General features: G+C 66.1%; 15 protein-coding genes. 9 read left to right on the top strand and 6 right to left on the bottom strand.

The annotated features are described in order from the left end of the window. Positions 1–9: 9 nt before the first annotated feature. Positions 10–453: a regulatory protein RecX gene (locus tag KTC28_RS10660; RefSeq protein ID WP_255601918.1), complete on the bottom strand. Its 444-nt coding sequence runs from the start codon at positions 451–453 to the stop codon at positions 10–12. A 310-nt stretch (positions 454–763) separates the two neighbouring features. Here KTC28_RS10660 and KTC28_RS10655 point away from each other — a divergent pair, with 310 nt between their 5' ends. From KTC28_RS10655 to KTC28_RS10615, 9 genes are all read left to right on the top strand, one after another. Next, positions 764–2,515, top strand: coding sequence for a fatty acyl-AMP ligase (locus KTC28_RS10655; protein WP_255601917.1), 1,752 nt, complete (start codon positions 764–766; stop codon positions 2,513–2,515). Positions 2,516–2,684: 169 nt separating this feature from the next. After that, the gene (locus KTC28_RS10650) at positions 2,685–3,584 is read left to right on the top strand and encodes an NAD(P)H-binding protein (RefSeq protein ID WP_216710793.1); all 900 of its coding nucleotides are present in this window, start codon (positions 2,685–2,687) and stop codon (positions 3,582–3,584) included. A gap of 100 nt (positions 3,585–3,684) precedes the next feature. Beyond that, complete coding sequence (locus KTC28_RS10645) at positions 3,685–3,927, top strand: acyl carrier protein (protein WP_216710794.1); 243 nt, start codon at positions 3,685–3,687, stop codon at positions 3,925–3,927. A gap of 11 nt (positions 3,928–3,938) precedes the next feature. Then, a complete protein-coding gene (spt, locus tag KTC28_RS10640) occupies positions 3,939–5,153 on the top strand; it encodes a serine palmitoyltransferase (RefSeq protein WP_216710795.1) in 1,215 nt (404 codons plus the stop codon). 114 nt (positions 5,154–5,267) lie between these two features. After that, positions 5,268–6,533 carry a hypothetical protein gene (locus tag KTC28_RS10635; protein WP_216710796.1) on the top strand — a complete coding sequence of 422 codons (1,266 nt, stop codon included), beginning with the start codon at positions 5,268–5,270 and terminating at the stop codon, positions 6,531–6,533. Positions 6,534–6,725: 192 nt separating this feature from the next. Then, positions 6,726–7,970, top strand: coding sequence for an LptF/LptG family permease (locus tag KTC28_RS10630; RefSeq protein ID WP_216710797.1), 1,245 nt, complete (start codon positions 6,726–6,728; stop codon positions 7,968–7,970). Continuing rightward, positions 7,967–9,055 carry an LPS export ABC transporter permease LptG gene (gene lptG / locus KTC28_RS10625; protein ID WP_216710798.1) on the top strand — a complete coding sequence of 363 codons (1,089 nt, stop codon included), beginning with the start codon at positions 7,967–7,969 and terminating at the stop codon, positions 9,053–9,055. The genes KTC28_RS10630 and lptG overlap by 4 nt, the downstream gene beginning before the upstream one ends. Before the next feature lie 145 nt (positions 9,056–9,200). Continuing rightward, entirely contained in the window at positions 9,201–9,938 is a 738-nt protein-coding gene (locus KTC28_RS10620; protein ID WP_216710848.1) for a sterol desaturase family protein, read from the top strand. After that, positions 9,935–11,092, top strand: a complete 1,158-nt coding sequence (locus tag KTC28_RS10615) for an N-acetyltransferase (protein ID WP_216710799.1) — start codon at positions 9,935–9,937, stop codon at positions 11,090–11,092. Before KTC28_RS10620 ends, KTC28_RS10615 begins: the two co-directional genes overlap by 4 nt. 106 nt (positions 11,093–11,198) lie before the next feature. Here KTC28_RS10615 and xth read toward each other — a convergent pair whose 3' ends face one another. The 5 genes from xth to nadC form a co-directional block, all read right to left on the bottom strand. Next, positions 11,199–11,969, bottom strand: coding sequence for an exodeoxyribonuclease III (gene xth / locus KTC28_RS10610; RefSeq protein ID WP_216710800.1), 771 nt, complete (start codon positions 11,967–11,969; stop codon positions 11,199–11,201). Between the two features lie 30 nt (positions 11,970–11,999). Further along, entirely contained in the window at positions 12,000–12,329 is a 330-nt protein-coding gene (erpA, locus tag KTC28_RS10605) for an iron-sulfur cluster insertion protein ErpA (protein WP_216710801.1), read from the bottom strand. A 40-nt stretch (positions 12,330–12,369) separates the two neighbouring features. Then, positions 12,370–13,584, bottom strand: a complete 1,215-nt coding sequence (locus KTC28_RS10600; protein ID WP_216710802.1) for a M23 family metallopeptidase — start codon at positions 13,582–13,584, stop codon at positions 12,370–12,372. A gap of 226 nt (positions 13,585–13,810) precedes the next feature. Then, positions 13,811–14,464, bottom strand: a complete 654-nt coding sequence (locus KTC28_RS10595) for a ribonuclease T2 family protein (RefSeq protein ID WP_216710803.1) — start codon at positions 14,462–14,464, stop codon at positions 13,811–13,813. Then, positions 14,457–15,335: a carboxylating nicotinate-nucleotide diphosphorylase gene (nadC, locus tag KTC28_RS10590; protein WP_216710804.1), complete on the bottom strand. Its 879-nt coding sequence runs from the start codon at positions 15,333–15,335 to the stop codon at positions 14,457–14,459. Before nadC ends, KTC28_RS10595 begins: the two co-directional genes overlap by 8 nt. Positions 15,336–15,433 lie beyond the last annotated feature (98 nt).

Below are 15,433 nucleotides of genomic sequence, written 5' to 3'. Positions count from 1 at the left end.
AAGCCACCTTCACTCCTCCATCTCTCCCGCGAGCACCCGCCGTGTCTCCGCGACGCCGTGGCCAGCGCGCATCATCGCGGCGAACTGCTTGCGGCGGCGGTCGGGATCGGGGGCGGCAGTGTCGTACGGACCGAAGCGGCGGCGGCGGGCGAAGGCGACTGCCGCCGCCATTGGGTCGCCGGTCGCCGCGACCTCCGCTGCAAGGTCGCGGTCGATTCCCGCCGCGCCGAGGTCGGCCGAGACCCGCCGCGCACCGAAGCCGCGCCCGGTCAGGCCACGCCCGCGCGCCTCGGCGAACACCCGGTCGTCGACGTAGCCGAGGTCGGCGAGGCGGGCGACGACGCTATCGACCGGAGGGCTCCCCTCCCCCTCCCAGCCGCGCTCCCACAGCTTGCGCGCGAGATAGCGGCGCAACTTCGCCTCGCTCGTCGCGTACTTACCGACGTAATGCATAGCCAGATCGCGCAAATGCGCTGCGTCGAGCGGCTTCGGAGCCGGGCGTCCGGCCGGCCGCCGGGACGTGCCGGCAGCGGTGCGCGAGGGACGTGCGGGACCCATTTCGTTAACGCCACGTTCCTGCCACAGTCGCGTCCGATTTTGAACGCGCCGGAAAGCTACTCCGACCGGCGAGATTGGACCAGCTTCGCGCGCAACAGGGCAGGCGCACGCGAAAGGTGGCGGGGGATTGCAAGGAGGATCGCGGTTGCCGCAGTTGTCGATTGAGCCGGGTGCGTCGATTGAGCAAGGTGCGACCCGATCGGTCGTGCCGACGCCGACCCTCGACCCGTTGCCGCGCCGCATTGCCGATTTCGCGACGCTTGGCGATGCCCTCGACTATGCCGCGCAGGGGACGCGCGGGCTAAACTTCTTTGACGCGCGCGCTGCGCTCGTCCGTGCGTATCCGTTCGCCGAACTCCGCACCGACGCGCGCACCGACGCCGCACGGCTGATCGCCGCAGGTGCTCGTCCGGGCGATCGCGTCGCCCTCATCGCCGAGACCTCGGCCGAATTCGTCCGGCTGTTTTTCGGCGCGATCTATGCCGGGGCGCTGCCGACGCCGCTGCCGCTGCCGACCTCGTTCGGCGGGCGCGATGCCTATGTCGAGCAGATCCGCACGCAGTTGCTGAGCTGCGATCCCCTGCTCGTGCTGTCGCCGCCGGGGCTATTCGCTCTCGTTGCCGAAGCCGCTGCGCCGCTCAACGGCTGCACCGCACACGACTGGGCAGCGTTCCACGACGTTGCCGCCGACGGCGTCGAGATGCCGAGCGCGACCGCAGACGACATCGCCTATCTCCAATATTCAAGCGGCAGCACGCGTTTCCCGCACGGGGTCGCAGTTACCCACCGCGCGCTCCTCGCGAACCTTGCGGGCCACGCGACTTGCACCCGGGTGCGGGAAACCGACCGCGTCGTCTCGTGGCTGCCGTTCTATCACGACATGGGGCTCGTCGGCTGTCTTTTGTCGCCGCTCGCGAACCAGATGTCGGCCGACTATATTGCCACCGAGGACTTCGCTCGCCGTCCGCTGTCGTGGCTGACCCTCGTCAGCCGCAACGAGGGCACTACCCTCTCCTACTCGCCGACCTTCGGCTATGACATCTGCGCGCGCCGGATCAGCACCTCGATCGACGTCCGCGAGCGCTTCGACCTGTCACGCTGGCGGGTCGCGGGCAACGGCGCCGACATGATCCGCCCCGAGGTCATGCAGCATTTCGTCGATGTCTTCGACGCCGCCGGCTTCCGCGCCGATGCCTTCCTGCCGAGCTACGGCCTCGCCGAGGCAACGCTCGCCGTCAGCATGATGCCGGTCGGCGAGGGCATCGTCACCGATCTCGTCGACGAGCGCGTCCTGTCGGGTGAAGGCTTTGCTGGCGTTGGTGCCGGGGCTAGCGCAGACGCCGCGATCGGCCGTCCGACGCGATATCGCGCCATCGTCAACTGCGGCCGCGCTCTGCCGGGCCTGACGATCGAGATCCGCGACGAGACCGGCGCGCCGCTCGTCGACCGCCACATCGGGCGGCTGTTCGTTGCGGGCGAGGGCGTGATGGCGGGCTATTTCCGCGATGACGCGGCGACCGCGGCGTGCCTGTCGGACGGCTGGCTCGACACCGGCGACATGGGCTATCTCGCCGATAACTACGTCTACATCGTCGGGCGCGCCAAGGACATGATCATCATCAACGGCAAGAACCACTGGCCGCAAGACATCGAATGGGCGATCGAACAACTCCCGGGCTTCAAGGCGGGCGACATCGCCGCGTTCGCGATCACCACCCCGGGCGGCGAGGAAGCCCCCGCCGTGCTCGTACAGTGCCGCACGTCGGACCTCGCGGAACGGACGCATTTGCGCGAGGCGATCCGCACCAAGGTTCGTGCGATCACCGGGATGAGCTGCGTCGTCGAACTGGTGCCCCCGCGCACACTGCCGCGGACGTCGAGCGGCAAGCTGTCGCGGAGCAAGGCTCGGAGCCAGTATCTGTCGGGCGAGATCCAGCCGTTCGAGATCGCCGCCTGATCTCTCCCTCTCCCCTCGAGGGAGAGGAACGGTTGCGCCCTTCGCGCAACCAGGGTGAGGGTGAGGACGCCGCCACGCGCCTCACCTCTCCTTCGGAGCGACTCTCACCCTCACCCTGGTCGCGAAGGCGCGACCGTCCCTCTCCCTCGAGGGAAGAGGGAAGACAGTCGTGATCCTCGCTGTCACCGGGGGCACCGGGTTCGTCGGCGGGCACCTCCTCGCCGCCGCGACCGCGCAGGATCACACCGTCCGCGCGCTGACCCGCCGCCCGCAGTCCCCCCTCCCCGGCGTCGAGTGGATTGCCGGCGACCTCGCCTCCCCCGGCGACCTCTGCGCGGGCACCGACGCCGTCATTCACATCGCCGGCACCATCACCGCAACAACCCGCACCGAGTTCGACGCCGGCAACGTTGCCGGCACCGCTAGCATCATCGCAGCCGCCCGCGCCGCCGGCGTCCGCCGCTTTGTCCATGTCTCGTCGCTCGCCGCGCGCGAACCCGGCCTGTCCGACTATGGCGCGAGCAAAGCAGCCGCCGAGGCGCTCGTCGCCGCATCCGGGCTCGACTGGGCGATCGTTCGCCCACCGGGAGTCTACGGCCCCGGCGACCGCGAGACGCTGCCGGTCTTCCAGATGGTCGCGCGCGGTATCGCAGTCCTCCCCGGCGCCGGGCGCTTCTCGCTGATCGAGGTCGGCGACCTGTCGGCGGCGTTGCTCGCGCTGGCAGCCAGTGACGCCGGCGGCATCACCGAGATCGACGACGGCCACGGAGCGTACTCGCACGCTGACCTTGCCCGTGCGATCGGTATGGCAGTGGGACGCTCTCCGATCCGGCTTCGCCTGCCGCTCGCCGTCCTCCGAGCGACAGCCACGATCGAGACTACCCTCGCCCGCATCCAGAAGCGCGGGCCGAGGATGACCCACGACCGCGCACGCTACCTCGCGCACCCCGATTGGGTAGCCGCGACGGCACGCGGACTCCCCGCGACACTGTGGCAGCCGAGGACACCTCTCGCCGACGGCCTCGCCCGGGCGGTGGCATGGTATCGCGCAAGCGGCTGGCTGGGATGATGACGGGAGTTCCGCGACCCTCCGCCGCGCTCCCATCGCCCCGGCCCGACTTTGACCATATTATCTTGGCAACTGGACGCTTAGCCGTCAGGAACACGCCATGCCCGCTCGCGAGACCATCTACGCCCGCATCGTCGACCTGATCGGCCCGCTCAACAAAAAGGCGGTGCCGCTGACGGAGGACACGAGTTTTTCCAACGACCTCGAGATGGATAGCCTGACGGTCATGGACCTCGTCGCCAACATCGAGGACGAGTGGGACATCGTGTTGCCGCTCAATATGCTGCCTGAGCTCGAGACGATCGGCCAGGTTGCCGACGCCGTCGCGAAGCTGGCGAAATAGGGGCCGCCGAGATGATCGACCTCCTCGACAAGTTCGACGCGATCGCCGGCGAGCGGCAGGCATATCTCGACGCGGGCGGACGCGACCCGGTCGGCGTGGTCATGTCCAAAGTCCTGTCGCCGACGCGCGCCATCATCAACGGTCGCGAGACGATCCTGATGGGCACCTATAATTATATGGGGATGACTTTCGACCCCGACGTCATCGCCGCGAGCGAAGCGGCGGTGCGCGACTTCGGCGCGGGCACCACCGGCAGCCGCTCGTTGAACGGTACCTACACCAGCCATCGCGAATGCGAGAACGCGCTCAGGGATTTCTACGGCACCAAGCACGCGATGGTCTTTTCGACCGGCTATCAGGCGAACTTGGGCGTCGTGTCGACGCTCGCCGGGCGCGGCGACTATGTCATCCTCGACGCCGACAGCCATGCCTCGATCTACGACGGCTGCGCGATGGGCAACGCCGACATCGTGCGCTTCCGTCACAATTCGGTCGAGGACCTCGACAAGCGCCTCGGGCGGCTCCCCCCCGAAGCCGGCAAGCTCGTCATCCTCGAAGGCGTCTATTCGATGCTCGGCGACATCGCGCCATTGGCCGAGATGGTTGCGGTAGCGAAGCGTCATGGCGCGATGATCCTCGTCGACGAGGCGCACGCGATGGGCTTTTTCGGCGACCACGGCCGCGGCGTCACCGAGGCGGCGGGGGTCGAGGCCGACGTCGACTTCATCATCGGCACCTTCTCCAAGTCGGTCGGCACCGTCGGCGGCTTCTGCGTGTCGAACCACCCCAAGTTCGAGGCACTGCGTCTCGTCTGCCGCCCGTACGTCTTCACCGCGTCGCTGCCGCCGTCGGTCGTCGCGTCGTCGGCGGTGTCGATCCGCAAGCTGATGCACGATACCGCCAAGCGCGCGCGGCTGTGGGACAGCACCCGCGCGATGCACGCCGGGCTCAAGGCGCGCGGTTTTACCCTCGGTACGACCACCGCCGAAAGCGCGATCATCGCGGTGATCATGCCCGACCAGATGACGACGCTGGCGATGTGGCAGGCGTTGCTCGAACACGGTGTGTACGTCAATTTCGCAAGGCCCCCGGCGACGCCGACGGGCACCTACCTCCTTCGCTGCTCGCTGTGCGCCGAGCACACGCCCGAACAGATCGCGGAAATCCTCGCGCAATTCGACGCGGCGGCGACGGCGGTCGGATTGAGGTTGCCCGCAGCGGCTTAGCCAACACCGCGGCGGCCAACACACCTTAGCGTCGTTGCTCGGCGTGCTGTCCGGGAACGCCTTGCAGCAGGTGTATTGCGCATGCATGGCACCTTGGGCACCGGGGGACATGGCATGCGTATGTTGCGTAGAAGTTTTTGGTTGGCGGTCTCGGCGTTGTCGTTGACCGGGCAGGCATTTGCCGCCGACGCGCCGACCGCAGCACCAGCGATCGATATTACGGCCGTCCTCGCGCGCGCCACGCTGCCGTTCGAGCTGAAGTCTGAACGCCTGTCCGGGGCGGGCGCCGATTTTCTGCTCGACGCGACGAAACACGTGCAGTTCGTGCTTGCGGGCGAGAATCCGCACGACGATCACCTCGTGCCGATGTTCGACCGGGCGCTGTATCGCGAGCTTCGCGAGCATCAGGGCTTTCGCTACGCCGTGGTCGAACAGGACCCTATGGCGATCGAGACACTGTCGGCGGCAGATGCCGCGGGCAATCCGCAAAAAATGGCGACTGCGCTCAAGCCGTACCCGACGATGCTCGGGTTCGCGTCGGATGAGGATTTAGCGTTTCTCGGTGACGCCCTGTCCGATCGCGGCGTCGACGATCCGGTGTGGGGCGTCGAGCAGGCGCAGGGTGCCGTCCGCTATCTCGAGAAGCTGGCGCAACTCGCGCCGACGCCGGCGCTGCGGACCCGCACCGACGCGCTGCTCCGTGAGGCACGTTCTCTGGAGGCGGACCGCAAGGGCTGGATACAGTTTTTCGGGCTGCATAGCCTGACGACGCTGCCGGCACTTCAGCATTTGCGCGACGACTGGTCTCCCGCCGAGGGAACGGAAGCCGATCTTCTCCTGACGGGGATGATCAAGTCGTCGGAAATCTACACCTATGCCGTCCGCGCCCAAGCCGGCGAACCGGTCGGCCTGTATAATAACACGACGCGTGAGGCGTGGCTCAAGCAGGGGTTTATGCGCCATTACCGCCGGGCATCGACGACCGGCGCGGTTCCGAAGGTCTTAGCCAAATTTGGCGCGTGGCACATGTACCACGGTCGCAGCCCCGGATCGGCGTGGACGTTCGGCAATTTTCTCCATGAATTTGCAATCGCCAATGGCTCGGAGGCGTTCGGAATCTACGCGCTGGCGTCCGAGGGCCCAAAAGGCTGGGAGGAGATCGACGCGTGGCTCCGCCCGCTCCTGCCGCGCGACGAGCCCGTTACGCCGCTGGTCATCGATCTCGCTGCGCTCAGGCCGTTCGCCAAGCGCTACGTCACCGGGCTCTCCGCGAAAGATGCCGACGCGCTACGCGATCTCATTCATGGATATGAGGCGCTGGTGGTTCTTCCGCACAGCAAGCCAGCGACGTTCGGCTTGACCGGCTATCCTCATTTGTAAGTTGTAGGTTGAGACTTGCATTGGTGGTGCACATACCGCGAGACAGCTTCTCTCAAAAGCAGACCGGGCGGACCTTTCATCACGTGTCGTTCGGTCGTCGAAATTTACCGATGACCGCGGACGGGTGGCAGTCTATATGCTCCCATTCGTCGACCGTTCCGGTCCGGCGCGATTTCTGAGGCTTTAGCGGCTTTGCGTTTCCTTACCGGCTTCGACCGCTACCTCGCCCGGCTGATCCTCGTGCCGCTGCTCGCTTGCCTGACGATTGCGGCGATGCTGCTGCTGCTCGACAAGATGCTGAAATTGTTTGACTTCGTGATGAACGAAGGCGGGCCGGTGTCGGTCGTGTGGAAGATGCTCGGCAATCTCGTTCCCGAATATCTGTCGCTCGGCATCCCGATCGGGGTGATGCTCGGCATCCTGCTCGCGTTCCGCAACCTCGCACTGTCGAGCGAGCTCGATGCGTTGCGCGCCGCCGGGGTGTCGTACAACCGGCTGATGCGCGTGCCGATCCTGCTCGCGATCGTCTTCGCCGGGGTCAACTTCGTCATCGTCGGCTTCCTCGAGCCCTATTCGCGCTATGCTTATGAAGGGTTACAATTCGAATTGCGCTCAGGCGCGCTCGGCGCATCGATCAAGGTCGGCGAGTTCGCCAAGCTCGCCAAGAACACGACGCTGCGAGTCGAGGAGAGTCACGCCAAGGGCAGCGACCTGCGCGGGCTGTTCGTGCGAACCGAGGGCAAGAACGGCCAGTCGGTCGCGGTCACCGCCGAGCGCGGCACATTCCTGTCGACCGACGATCCCGACGTCATCCTGCTCCGCCTGACGAACGGGACGATGGTCCACACCGCGTCGAATTTCGTCGTGCCGCGCGTGCTGACGTTCAAGCAGCAGGACCTGCCGGTCAACCTGCCGTCGATCGGTAGTTTTCGCGCCCGTGGCGACGAGAACGCCGAGCTGACGCTCCCCGAACTCGCCCGCGCCGGCAAGGCCGATGTCGCACGTATTCTGCATCAGCAGAGCATCGCCGCGTTGAACCGGCGGCTGGTGCTCGTTCTGGTGATGCTCGTCCTCCCGTTCCTCGCGGTCGCGCTCGCTGTACCGCCAAAGCGGTCGACCTCGGCACTCGGCGTGTTCCTGTCGATCATCCTGCTGGTGACTTTCCACAAGACCAGCCAGTACGGCGAGGCGATGGGTGGTGCCGGGCGGGTCGATCCCGTGCTCGCGCAATGGGTACCGTTCGCCGGCTTCTCGGCATTGTCGTTCTGGCTGTACTATGTCCTTGCCTATATCCCCGGAGGCCAGCCCATCGGCGCGCTCGACCGCTGGTTCGGCAAGCTCGCCAGCATCGTCGCCGGGATGATCAAGCGCCCTGCGCCGTGGCTTGAGAGCAAAGCTCCCGCAGCCGCGGCGGGCAGTGAAGTTCCGGCCGAATGACGTTGTTCCCGTCGCGAACGATCGCGCTCTACACCGCCCGGCTGCTGCTGACGCGCACGTTTGCCTTTCTCGGCGGGCTGGTCGTCATCTTGATGACGCTCGACCTGCTGGGTGAATCGAGCAAGATTCTCGTCGTCCCGGGCAACACCGACGCCGACCTCTGGCATTACGTTGCGCTGCGCGTCCCGCAGATCATCGCGCTGTTCCTGCCGTTCGCGGTGCTGCTCGGCACGCTGGTAACGCTGACGACGCTCAACGCCAATTCGGAGGTGGTAATCTTCAAGTCGGCGGGGATCTCGGCGCACCAGATCCTGGCGCCACTGATCGTCGCAGCACTCGGCATCGCCGCCATCAACTTCGTCTTCAACGAGAGCGTCGTGGTCAAGGCGAACAAGTCGCTTGCCGCGTGGCAGGCGGTCGAATACGGCAAGCTCGCGCCGATCACCACCGCCGCAACCGATGCCTGGGTCAAGGGCGGCGACGACCTGTTCCACGCCGGCTCGGTCACCGGCGGCGGCGACCAGACTGTGCTTCACGACGTCACGATTTACGACCGCACCAAGGACCGCCTCGTATCGGTCGTCCGCGCCGCAACCGCGCGGCCGATGCGCGGCGGCTGGGCATTGCGCGACGTTGCCACGTTCAATGTCGCCAAGGGCACCGAGGCGAAGTCGCCGAGCGCCGATTTTCCCAGCCCCGTTATGCCGGCGCAATTCACGACGACCGTCGTCACCGCCGCGTTCACGCCGTTCTGGGACTTGCTCCCCGAGATCAGCCAGCAGCGCGCCGCGGGCAAGCGGGTGACCTCGCTCGTCGCGGCGGCGAACCACAAGATTTCTGGGCCATTGTCCGCAATTCTGATGCCGCTGCTCGGCGCGGTCGCGGCGTTCGGGCTGGCCCGGTCGGGGCGGCTGTTCGTCCGCGCCGTGATCGGCATGTTCCTTGGCTTCGCCTTTTTCGTTGCCGATAACTTCGTCGTTGCGATGGGCAATTTCGGCACGGTGCCGCCGTTGCTGGCGGCATGGTCGGCTTTCCTGCTGTTTTTCCTGATCGGCGAGGCGGTCCTGTTCCGCTCCGAAGAGTGACGCCGCGACATTCAGGCTTACCCATGCGTCCTAAAAGCGCCGCATTGCGTTCCTACATCGCTTGGCCAAGCATGGAGCACGACCAGTGAAAGCTGTCGCCGATACATCGACCGCAATCTGGAGCCGGTCGCATTACCTTAACAAGATGACGTTGCGCGAGCTCGTCGTTGCCTATTTTCAATATTACACGATCCGCACTTACCTCGTTATCGCCGCGCTCGCGATTGGCGTGGCGCTGTGGCAGCCGACGACGCTGGTCCGCGGTGCCGCCGCCGCCGGGTTCGTCATGCTAGTCTACCCGCTCGTCTGGTATTGCCTGCACCGCTGGGTGCTGCATAGCCAGTGGATGTGGAAAGTGCCGTTCCTCGCGTCGACGTGGAAGCGGATCCATTACGATCACCACCAAGACCCCAATCACCTCGAAATCCTGTTCGGCACTCTCAAGAGCGAGCTGCCACCGGTGTTCATCATGACGCTGCCGTTCGGTTATGCGATCGGCGGGGTCGGTGGTGCTGCATTGGCGCTCGCGACCGGCGTGCTAACGACGTGCTTCTACGAGTTCTGCCACTGCATTCAGCACCTGTCGTACAAGCCGAAGAGCAAGATTCTCGTCGCAATGAAGGCGCGTCACATGGCGCATCACTTCCACGACGAGACCGGCAATTTTGGCATCACCAATTTCGCGTGGGACCGGCTGTTCGGCACGTTCTACGAGCGTATCGAGCGCCCGACGCGCAGCGCGACGGTATTCAACCTCGGCTACACCGAGGACGTCGCCGCAGTATATCCGTGGGTCGCCGACCTGTCGGGCGGCGTTGCCGCAGGCCATCCGCGCCAGCGCGATCGCGTCACCACCAAAGAACCGGAGCGTAAAGCAGCATGAGCAAGTCGGGGGGCGAGCTCAAGATCGTCGAAGCAATCACCGCCGCAGATCGCGGCAAGTTCATCGACCTGATCTATACGCTCTACAAGAGCGATCCGAATTGGGTCCCCCCGCTGCGTGGCGAAGCACTCGAACTGATCACCGGTATCGAGAAGAATCCGTGGTTCGGGCACGGCTACGCCAAGTTCTGGATGGCGATGCAGGACGGCAAGATCGTCGGCCGGATTTCGGCGCAGGTCGATAGCCTTGTGCTTGAACACATGGGCACGGGCATCGGCCATTGGGGCATGTTCGAGTCGATCGACGACCAGCGCGTCGCCGACCTGCTGCTTAACACCGCCGAGACCTGGCTGCGCGGCGAGGGCATGACCAGTGCGATGGGGCCGTTCAGCATCTCGATCTGGGATGAGCCCGGCTTGCTCGTCGACGGCTTCGACCGCCCGCCGACGGTGATGATGGGGCACCATCTCAACTATTACGCCAAGCTGATCGAGGCGCACGGCTATGCCGGGATCAAGGATCTCCACACTTACGAGCTCCAGATCGACAAGCCCTTCCCCGACATCGTCCAGCGGATCGTCGCGGCGAGCGAGAAGAGCGGCAAGATCAAGACCCGCATGGTCGACAAGTCGAAGTTCGCCGAGGAAGCGGCGATCATCATGGACATCTTGAACGATGCCTGGTCGGCAAATTGGGGCTTCGTGCCGCTGACGCCGCTTGAGGTCGCGCACGTGGGGGTCAAGCTCAAGCCGATCGTTTATAATGACATGATCCGTATCGCCGAGATCGACGGCGAGCCGGTGGGCTTCTTGATTTCGCTCCCCGACCTCAACGAATTCACCGCTGACCTTGGCGGCAAGCTGTTCCCATTCAACTGGGCCAAGCTGCTATGGCGGCTACGCAAGCCCAAGGTCCGTCGCATCCGCGTGCCGCTTATGGGGGTCCGCAAGTCGCTTCAGGGCAGCCGGCTGGCGTCGATCATGGTCTTCCAGATGATCGAATATATCCGCCGCACGGCGGTCGAGAATTACGGCGCCAAGCGCGGCGAGATCGGCTGGATTCTCGAGGACAATGGCCCGATGCGCAGCATTGCCGATGTCATCGAGGCCGAGGTGACGAAGACCTACCGGATCTTCGAGCGCTCGCTGGTTTAAGCCGGAAGTCCACGAAGTCCACACGATGTCAGGGTGGTTTTCCTCTCCCATTTGAGGAGGGGAAGTCGGCGAAAGTCTAAGAAGTCCACACGATGTGGGGGTCGTTTCAGCCCCGCAATTCGACCCATGCCGGCACGTGGTCCGATGCGCGCTCGCCGCCGCGGACCGCACGGTCGATGCCCGCGTTGACCAGCCGGTCGGCGGCAGACGGCGAGAGCAACAGGTGGTCAATGCGCAGGCCGCTGTCGCGCGGCCATGCCCCTGCCTGATAGTCCCAGAAGGTATAGGCGCGGCCCGTCGGCTGGACACTGCGGATCGCGTCGGTCCAGCCAGCGTGACGCAGCGTGCGGAACGCGGCGCGAGTTTCGGGCTGGGTCAGCGCGTCGTGCGACATCGCGACCTCATTGAAGACATCCTCGGCGGTCGGGATGACGTTGTAGTCGCCCGCGAGCACGACCGGCCGCTCGAGCGCGCTCAACGCCCGCGCCCGCTCCGACAGTCGCGCGAACCATGCGATCTTGTAACCGAATTTCGGACCCGGTTGCGGATTGCCGTTGGGGAGGTAGATCGACGCGATGCGGACACCCTCGACTTCGGCTTCGAGATAGCGCGAATGGTCGTCGGCGGGGTCGCCGTCGAGGCCGCGCTTGGTCTCGACCGCCTCGGCGCGCGACAGGATCGCAACGCCGTTGAAGCCCTTCTGGCCGTGGACCAATGAGCGGTAGCCCGCGGCGGCGATCTCGGCGACAGGAAACTTCTCGTCGACGGTCTTGATCTCCTGGAGACAGACGACGTCGGGGGTCGCCTCGGCGAGCCAGTCGAGCAGACGCGGCAAGCGAGCGCCGATGCCGTTGATGTTGAAGGTCGCGATCTTCACGCGGGATCGCCTCGCAGTTTCACGGACGGGCTAGACGGAGAACGACGACCCGCAGCCGCAGCCGCTCGCCGCATTCGGATTGGTCACCTTGAACGCCGCCGCGCCCATCGTCTCGACATAGTCGACTTGCGCCCCGTCGAGGAACGGCAGGCTGATCGGGTCGACAAGCATCGCGATCCCGTCGGTCTCGACGACGAGATCGTCGTCCGCCGCGACGCTTTCGAGGCCGAACTTATACTGGAAACCGGCACAGCCGCCGCCGTCGACCGCGAGGCGCAGCTTCAATCCGGGCTTGCCCTGCTTCACGGCGATCGCGGCAACGCGGGCGGCGGCGGCGGACGAGAGAAGGACGGTGCTCATAGTCCCGATGTAGGGCGTCGCGGCCCGCGGCACAACGCTGTCAGAGCGAGGAGATCGCCATCGGCCCGACGGCGACGTTGGTCCCCGCCCCGTGCTGCGCCGCGAGGACATATTCCGACGCGTCGAGATACGGGCGCGGGTTGACCGCGCGGCCGTCGATACGGACCTCGAAATGCAGATGGGTGCCGGTCGAACGCCCGGTCGAGCCCATCCGCGCGATGACTTCGCCCTGCTTCACGACCTCGCCCGGGTGGACCAGGATCGCCGACAAATGGCCATAGCGGGTGGCGAGACCCTTGCCGTGGCTGACTTCGACGCAATTGCCGTACGCGCCCGAGCGGCCGGCGGTGGTGACCGTCCCGGCGGCGGCGGCGTAGATCGGCTCGCCCATCGATCCCGCCATGTCGAGCCCGGCGTGCATCGCGCTCATGCCGGTGAACGGGTCGTAGCGGACGCCGAAGCCCGACGAATAGCTGTAGCTTTTCACCGGCACGAACGACGGGATCACCGTCAGTGCAGCCTCGAGCGACTGGAGCTTCTTCCAGCTGAGGAACAGGCCCTTGAAGCGCGGCTCGGCATCGACCGGCGCGTGGACCGGAATGTACGGACCGCCCATGCCGCCGATCGCGCTCCCGCCGAAGCCCGCGGGCGCGGCGTCGAATGCCGACGCCGACATCAAGCGGTCGGGATCGAGCCCGAGGCGGCGAATTAACGACTGGGTATCGCGCAACCGCGCGTCGGCGGCGGTGGTCGCCTTGTCGACGAAGGCGAGCTGTTCGGACTCGAGCTTGCGGAACGGCTCGATCACCGCCGCGGCGGGGGCGGCGAGCAGGTCGCTCGCGGTGGCGATATCGCCCGACCGCGGCAGCATCGCGGCGAGCTTGGTCAGGTCGTGGTTCGGCAGGAGCAGCGCGGCGAGGAACGCCTGGCGCTTCTCGATCGCAGCGGCACGGTCAGCGACGACGCCCTTTAGGTTCGAACTGTCCGACTTCATCGCCACCAGCCGCGCCTGCATCCGCGCAAGTTCAGCCGATTTCGCGGCGATTTCGCCGGATTGTCCCGACATCATGTTCATCGTCGCCATGCCGAGCCAGGTCGCCACAAGTGCCGTGCCACCGATTGCCATAAGCTGCGCTGTCGTCCCTACCCGGATGTTGGAGACCCCGCTGGTGCGGTGCCAGACGATGAAATGCTCGGGTAACCAGCGTTGTACGGTCGACACTACCGTGCTGCGGACAGCGTCGAGTCGATTCATAACGGTGGCAACCCCCGAGCTTTTCGCGATTATTCCGGACAAGCACCGCGTCCCCGTGTCCCCCGGTGGCCGCGATCCCGTCCGCTTTGTCCCCAAGGCGGGTTTGACCACCCGGCGCAGCGGCTGCCAAGCGAACGGAACGAGACTCTGGGCCAAGCGGGCTTAAGGCGCGGCGAACCGATCGCCGAAGCGATGAACGACGGCTTAACTTATGTCGGTCGAGCCGTCAGCGCGGCCAGATGCGAACCGAAACCGAATCAGGGGCGCCGGTGTCGCCACCCTCGCAGCGGTCAGGACGGCCAGCGAGAGTGAGGCAGACGCGCACCTCGGTAAGCCACTGATTCTTATCGGTCGCGACGAACAGCGCCTGACGCGGCATCGCCGGATTGGCGGCGACAAACGCATCGCGGATCGAGCCCGCAGTCGCTTCCTTGCCCGGTGCATCGATTTCGGGAAGCGAGATTTTGGCGGCGATACTCCGCGCCTGGGCGAAATATGCGGACGACGTCGCCCAGTTGCAGGTGCCGTGTTTCGCCCATTCGTGCTGGAGCAGCGACGCCGACGGTGTCAGGCAATAGTTGCGCTTGACCTCGAGTAGGTCGAGCGGGGTCGGCGCGCGGCAGAATTGCGGATAGGTCTTGCCCGCGCCGTCGGGCCACAGGCCGTGGACGCGAAACCCGAAACCGCTCGCGCACCCCTGCGTGCCGGTTGCCTCACCGCGGCGGCATTCCTGCGGCCACCAGTAAAATGCGAGGACGAGCTTGGTCACCGGGACGATCCGGCTCTCCTCCTGCGGCTGCGCCGGAGCGGGGGTAAGGTCGGCGGGGACCGAGCACGCGGTGGTCGCGGCGAGCGCAAGGCTCAGGAACAGGTCAAGCATAGTCGAGCCCTATGTCCGCCGCCGGGGCCGACTGGGTCAGCCGTCCGACCGAAATGAAGGTGACCCCGGTCTGGGCGATCGCGCGGATCGTGTCGAGCCGGACGCCCCCGCTCGCCTCGGTGGGCACGCGTCCGGCGATCAAGGCGACTGCCTCGCGCAGCGTCGGCACGTCCATATTGTCGAGCAGCAGCCTGTCGGCCCCGGCGGCGAGCGCGGGCTCGATCTGGTCGATCCGGTCGACCTCGACGACGATGCCGACGTTATCTGGGCCGACGCTCGCCGGATCGGACGTCCGTCCGAGGCCAGCTGCTTTGGCCGCCGCGACGGCGGGAGTGATGCCCCCGGCAATAGCGACATGGTTGTCCTTGATCATCACGCCGTCGTCGAGCCGCAGCCGATGGTTGGTCGCCCCGCCCATCCGCGTCGCGTATTTCTCGAGGAGCCGCAGCCCGGGCAGCGTCTTGCGCGTGTCGAGCAGTATTGCGCCGGTCCCCGCGATCGCGTCGACATAGGTCCGCGTCATCGTTGCGATCCCGGTCAGGTGCTGGACGGTGTTGAGCGCCGACCGCTCGGCGGCGAGGAGCGCGCGGGCGGTGCCGGTCAGCCGCAATAGCGCGGTCCCGGCGGCGACGCGGTCGCCGTCGGCGGCGAGATGCTCGACGACGACGCCCGCATCCAGCGCCCGGAAGAACGCCTCGGCGAGCGGCAGTCCGGCGACGACGACCGCGTCGCGGCTCGCTATCAGCGCGGTGAGACGCGCGTCGGCGGGAATGACCGCGGCGGAGGTGACGTCACCCCCCTCCCCCAAATCCTCGGCGAGCGTCGCGCGGATAAAGGAGTCTAGGTCGAATTTGGGGAGGGAAAAAGCCACGGCGTTGGCTTAGCGCCTTCCGATTTCACGGCAAGTGGGCATGACACGGCTCAGTGAAGAAACCTGAAGTCTCGATGTGCGCGCGGAGCTGCTGGCGC

Source organism: Polymorphobacter megasporae (assembly GCF_018982885.2).
Lineage (GTDB): Bacteria > Pseudomonadota > Alphaproteobacteria > Sphingomonadales > Sphingomonadaceae > Polymorphobacter_B > Polymorphobacter_B megasporae.
The sequence above is the reverse complement of the archived record's forward strand: the minus strand, read 5'-3'. Positions and strand labels throughout refer to the sequence as shown.

Bases quoted from the DNA above. Each gene is read 5' to 3' on its own strand.
- erpA (WP_216710801.1), bottom strand. From the start codon at position 12,329: ATGAGCACCGTCCTTCTCTCGTCCGCCGCCGCCGCCCGCGTTGCCGCG.
- KTC28_RS10620 (WP_216710848.1), top strand. From the start codon at position 9,201: ATGACGTTGCGCGAGCTCGTCGTTGCCTATTTTCAATATTACACGATC.
- KTC28_RS10615 (WP_216710799.1), top strand. From the start codon at position 9,935: ATGAGCAAGTCGGGGGGCGAGCTCAAGATCGTCGAAGCAATCACCGCC.
- spt (WP_216710795.1), top strand. From the start codon at position 3,939: ATGATCGACCTCCTCGACAAGTTCGACGCGATCGCCGGCGAGCGGCAG.
- lptG (WP_216710798.1), top strand. From the start codon at position 7,967: ATGACGTTGTTCCCGTCGCGAACGATCGCGCTCTACACCGCCCGGCTG.
- KTC28_RS10600 (WP_216710802.1), bottom strand. From the start codon at position 13,584: ATGAATCGACTCGACGCTGTCCGCAGCACGGTAGTGTCGACCGTACAA.
- KTC28_RS10660 (WP_255601918.1), bottom strand. From the start codon at position 453: ATGCATTACGTCGGTAAGTACGCGACGAGCGAGGCGAAGTTGCGCCGC.
- KTC28_RS10635 (WP_216710796.1), top strand. From the start codon at position 5,268: ATGCGTATGTTGCGTAGAAGTTTTTGGTTGGCGGTCTCGGCGTTGTCG.
- KTC28_RS10595 (WP_216710803.1), bottom strand. From the start codon at position 14,464: ATGCTTGACCTGTTCCTGAGCCTTGCGCTCGCCGCGACCACCGCGTGC.
- KTC28_RS10645 (WP_216710794.1), top strand. From the start codon at position 3,685: ATGCCCGCTCGCGAGACCATCTACGCCCGCATCGTCGACCTGATCGGC.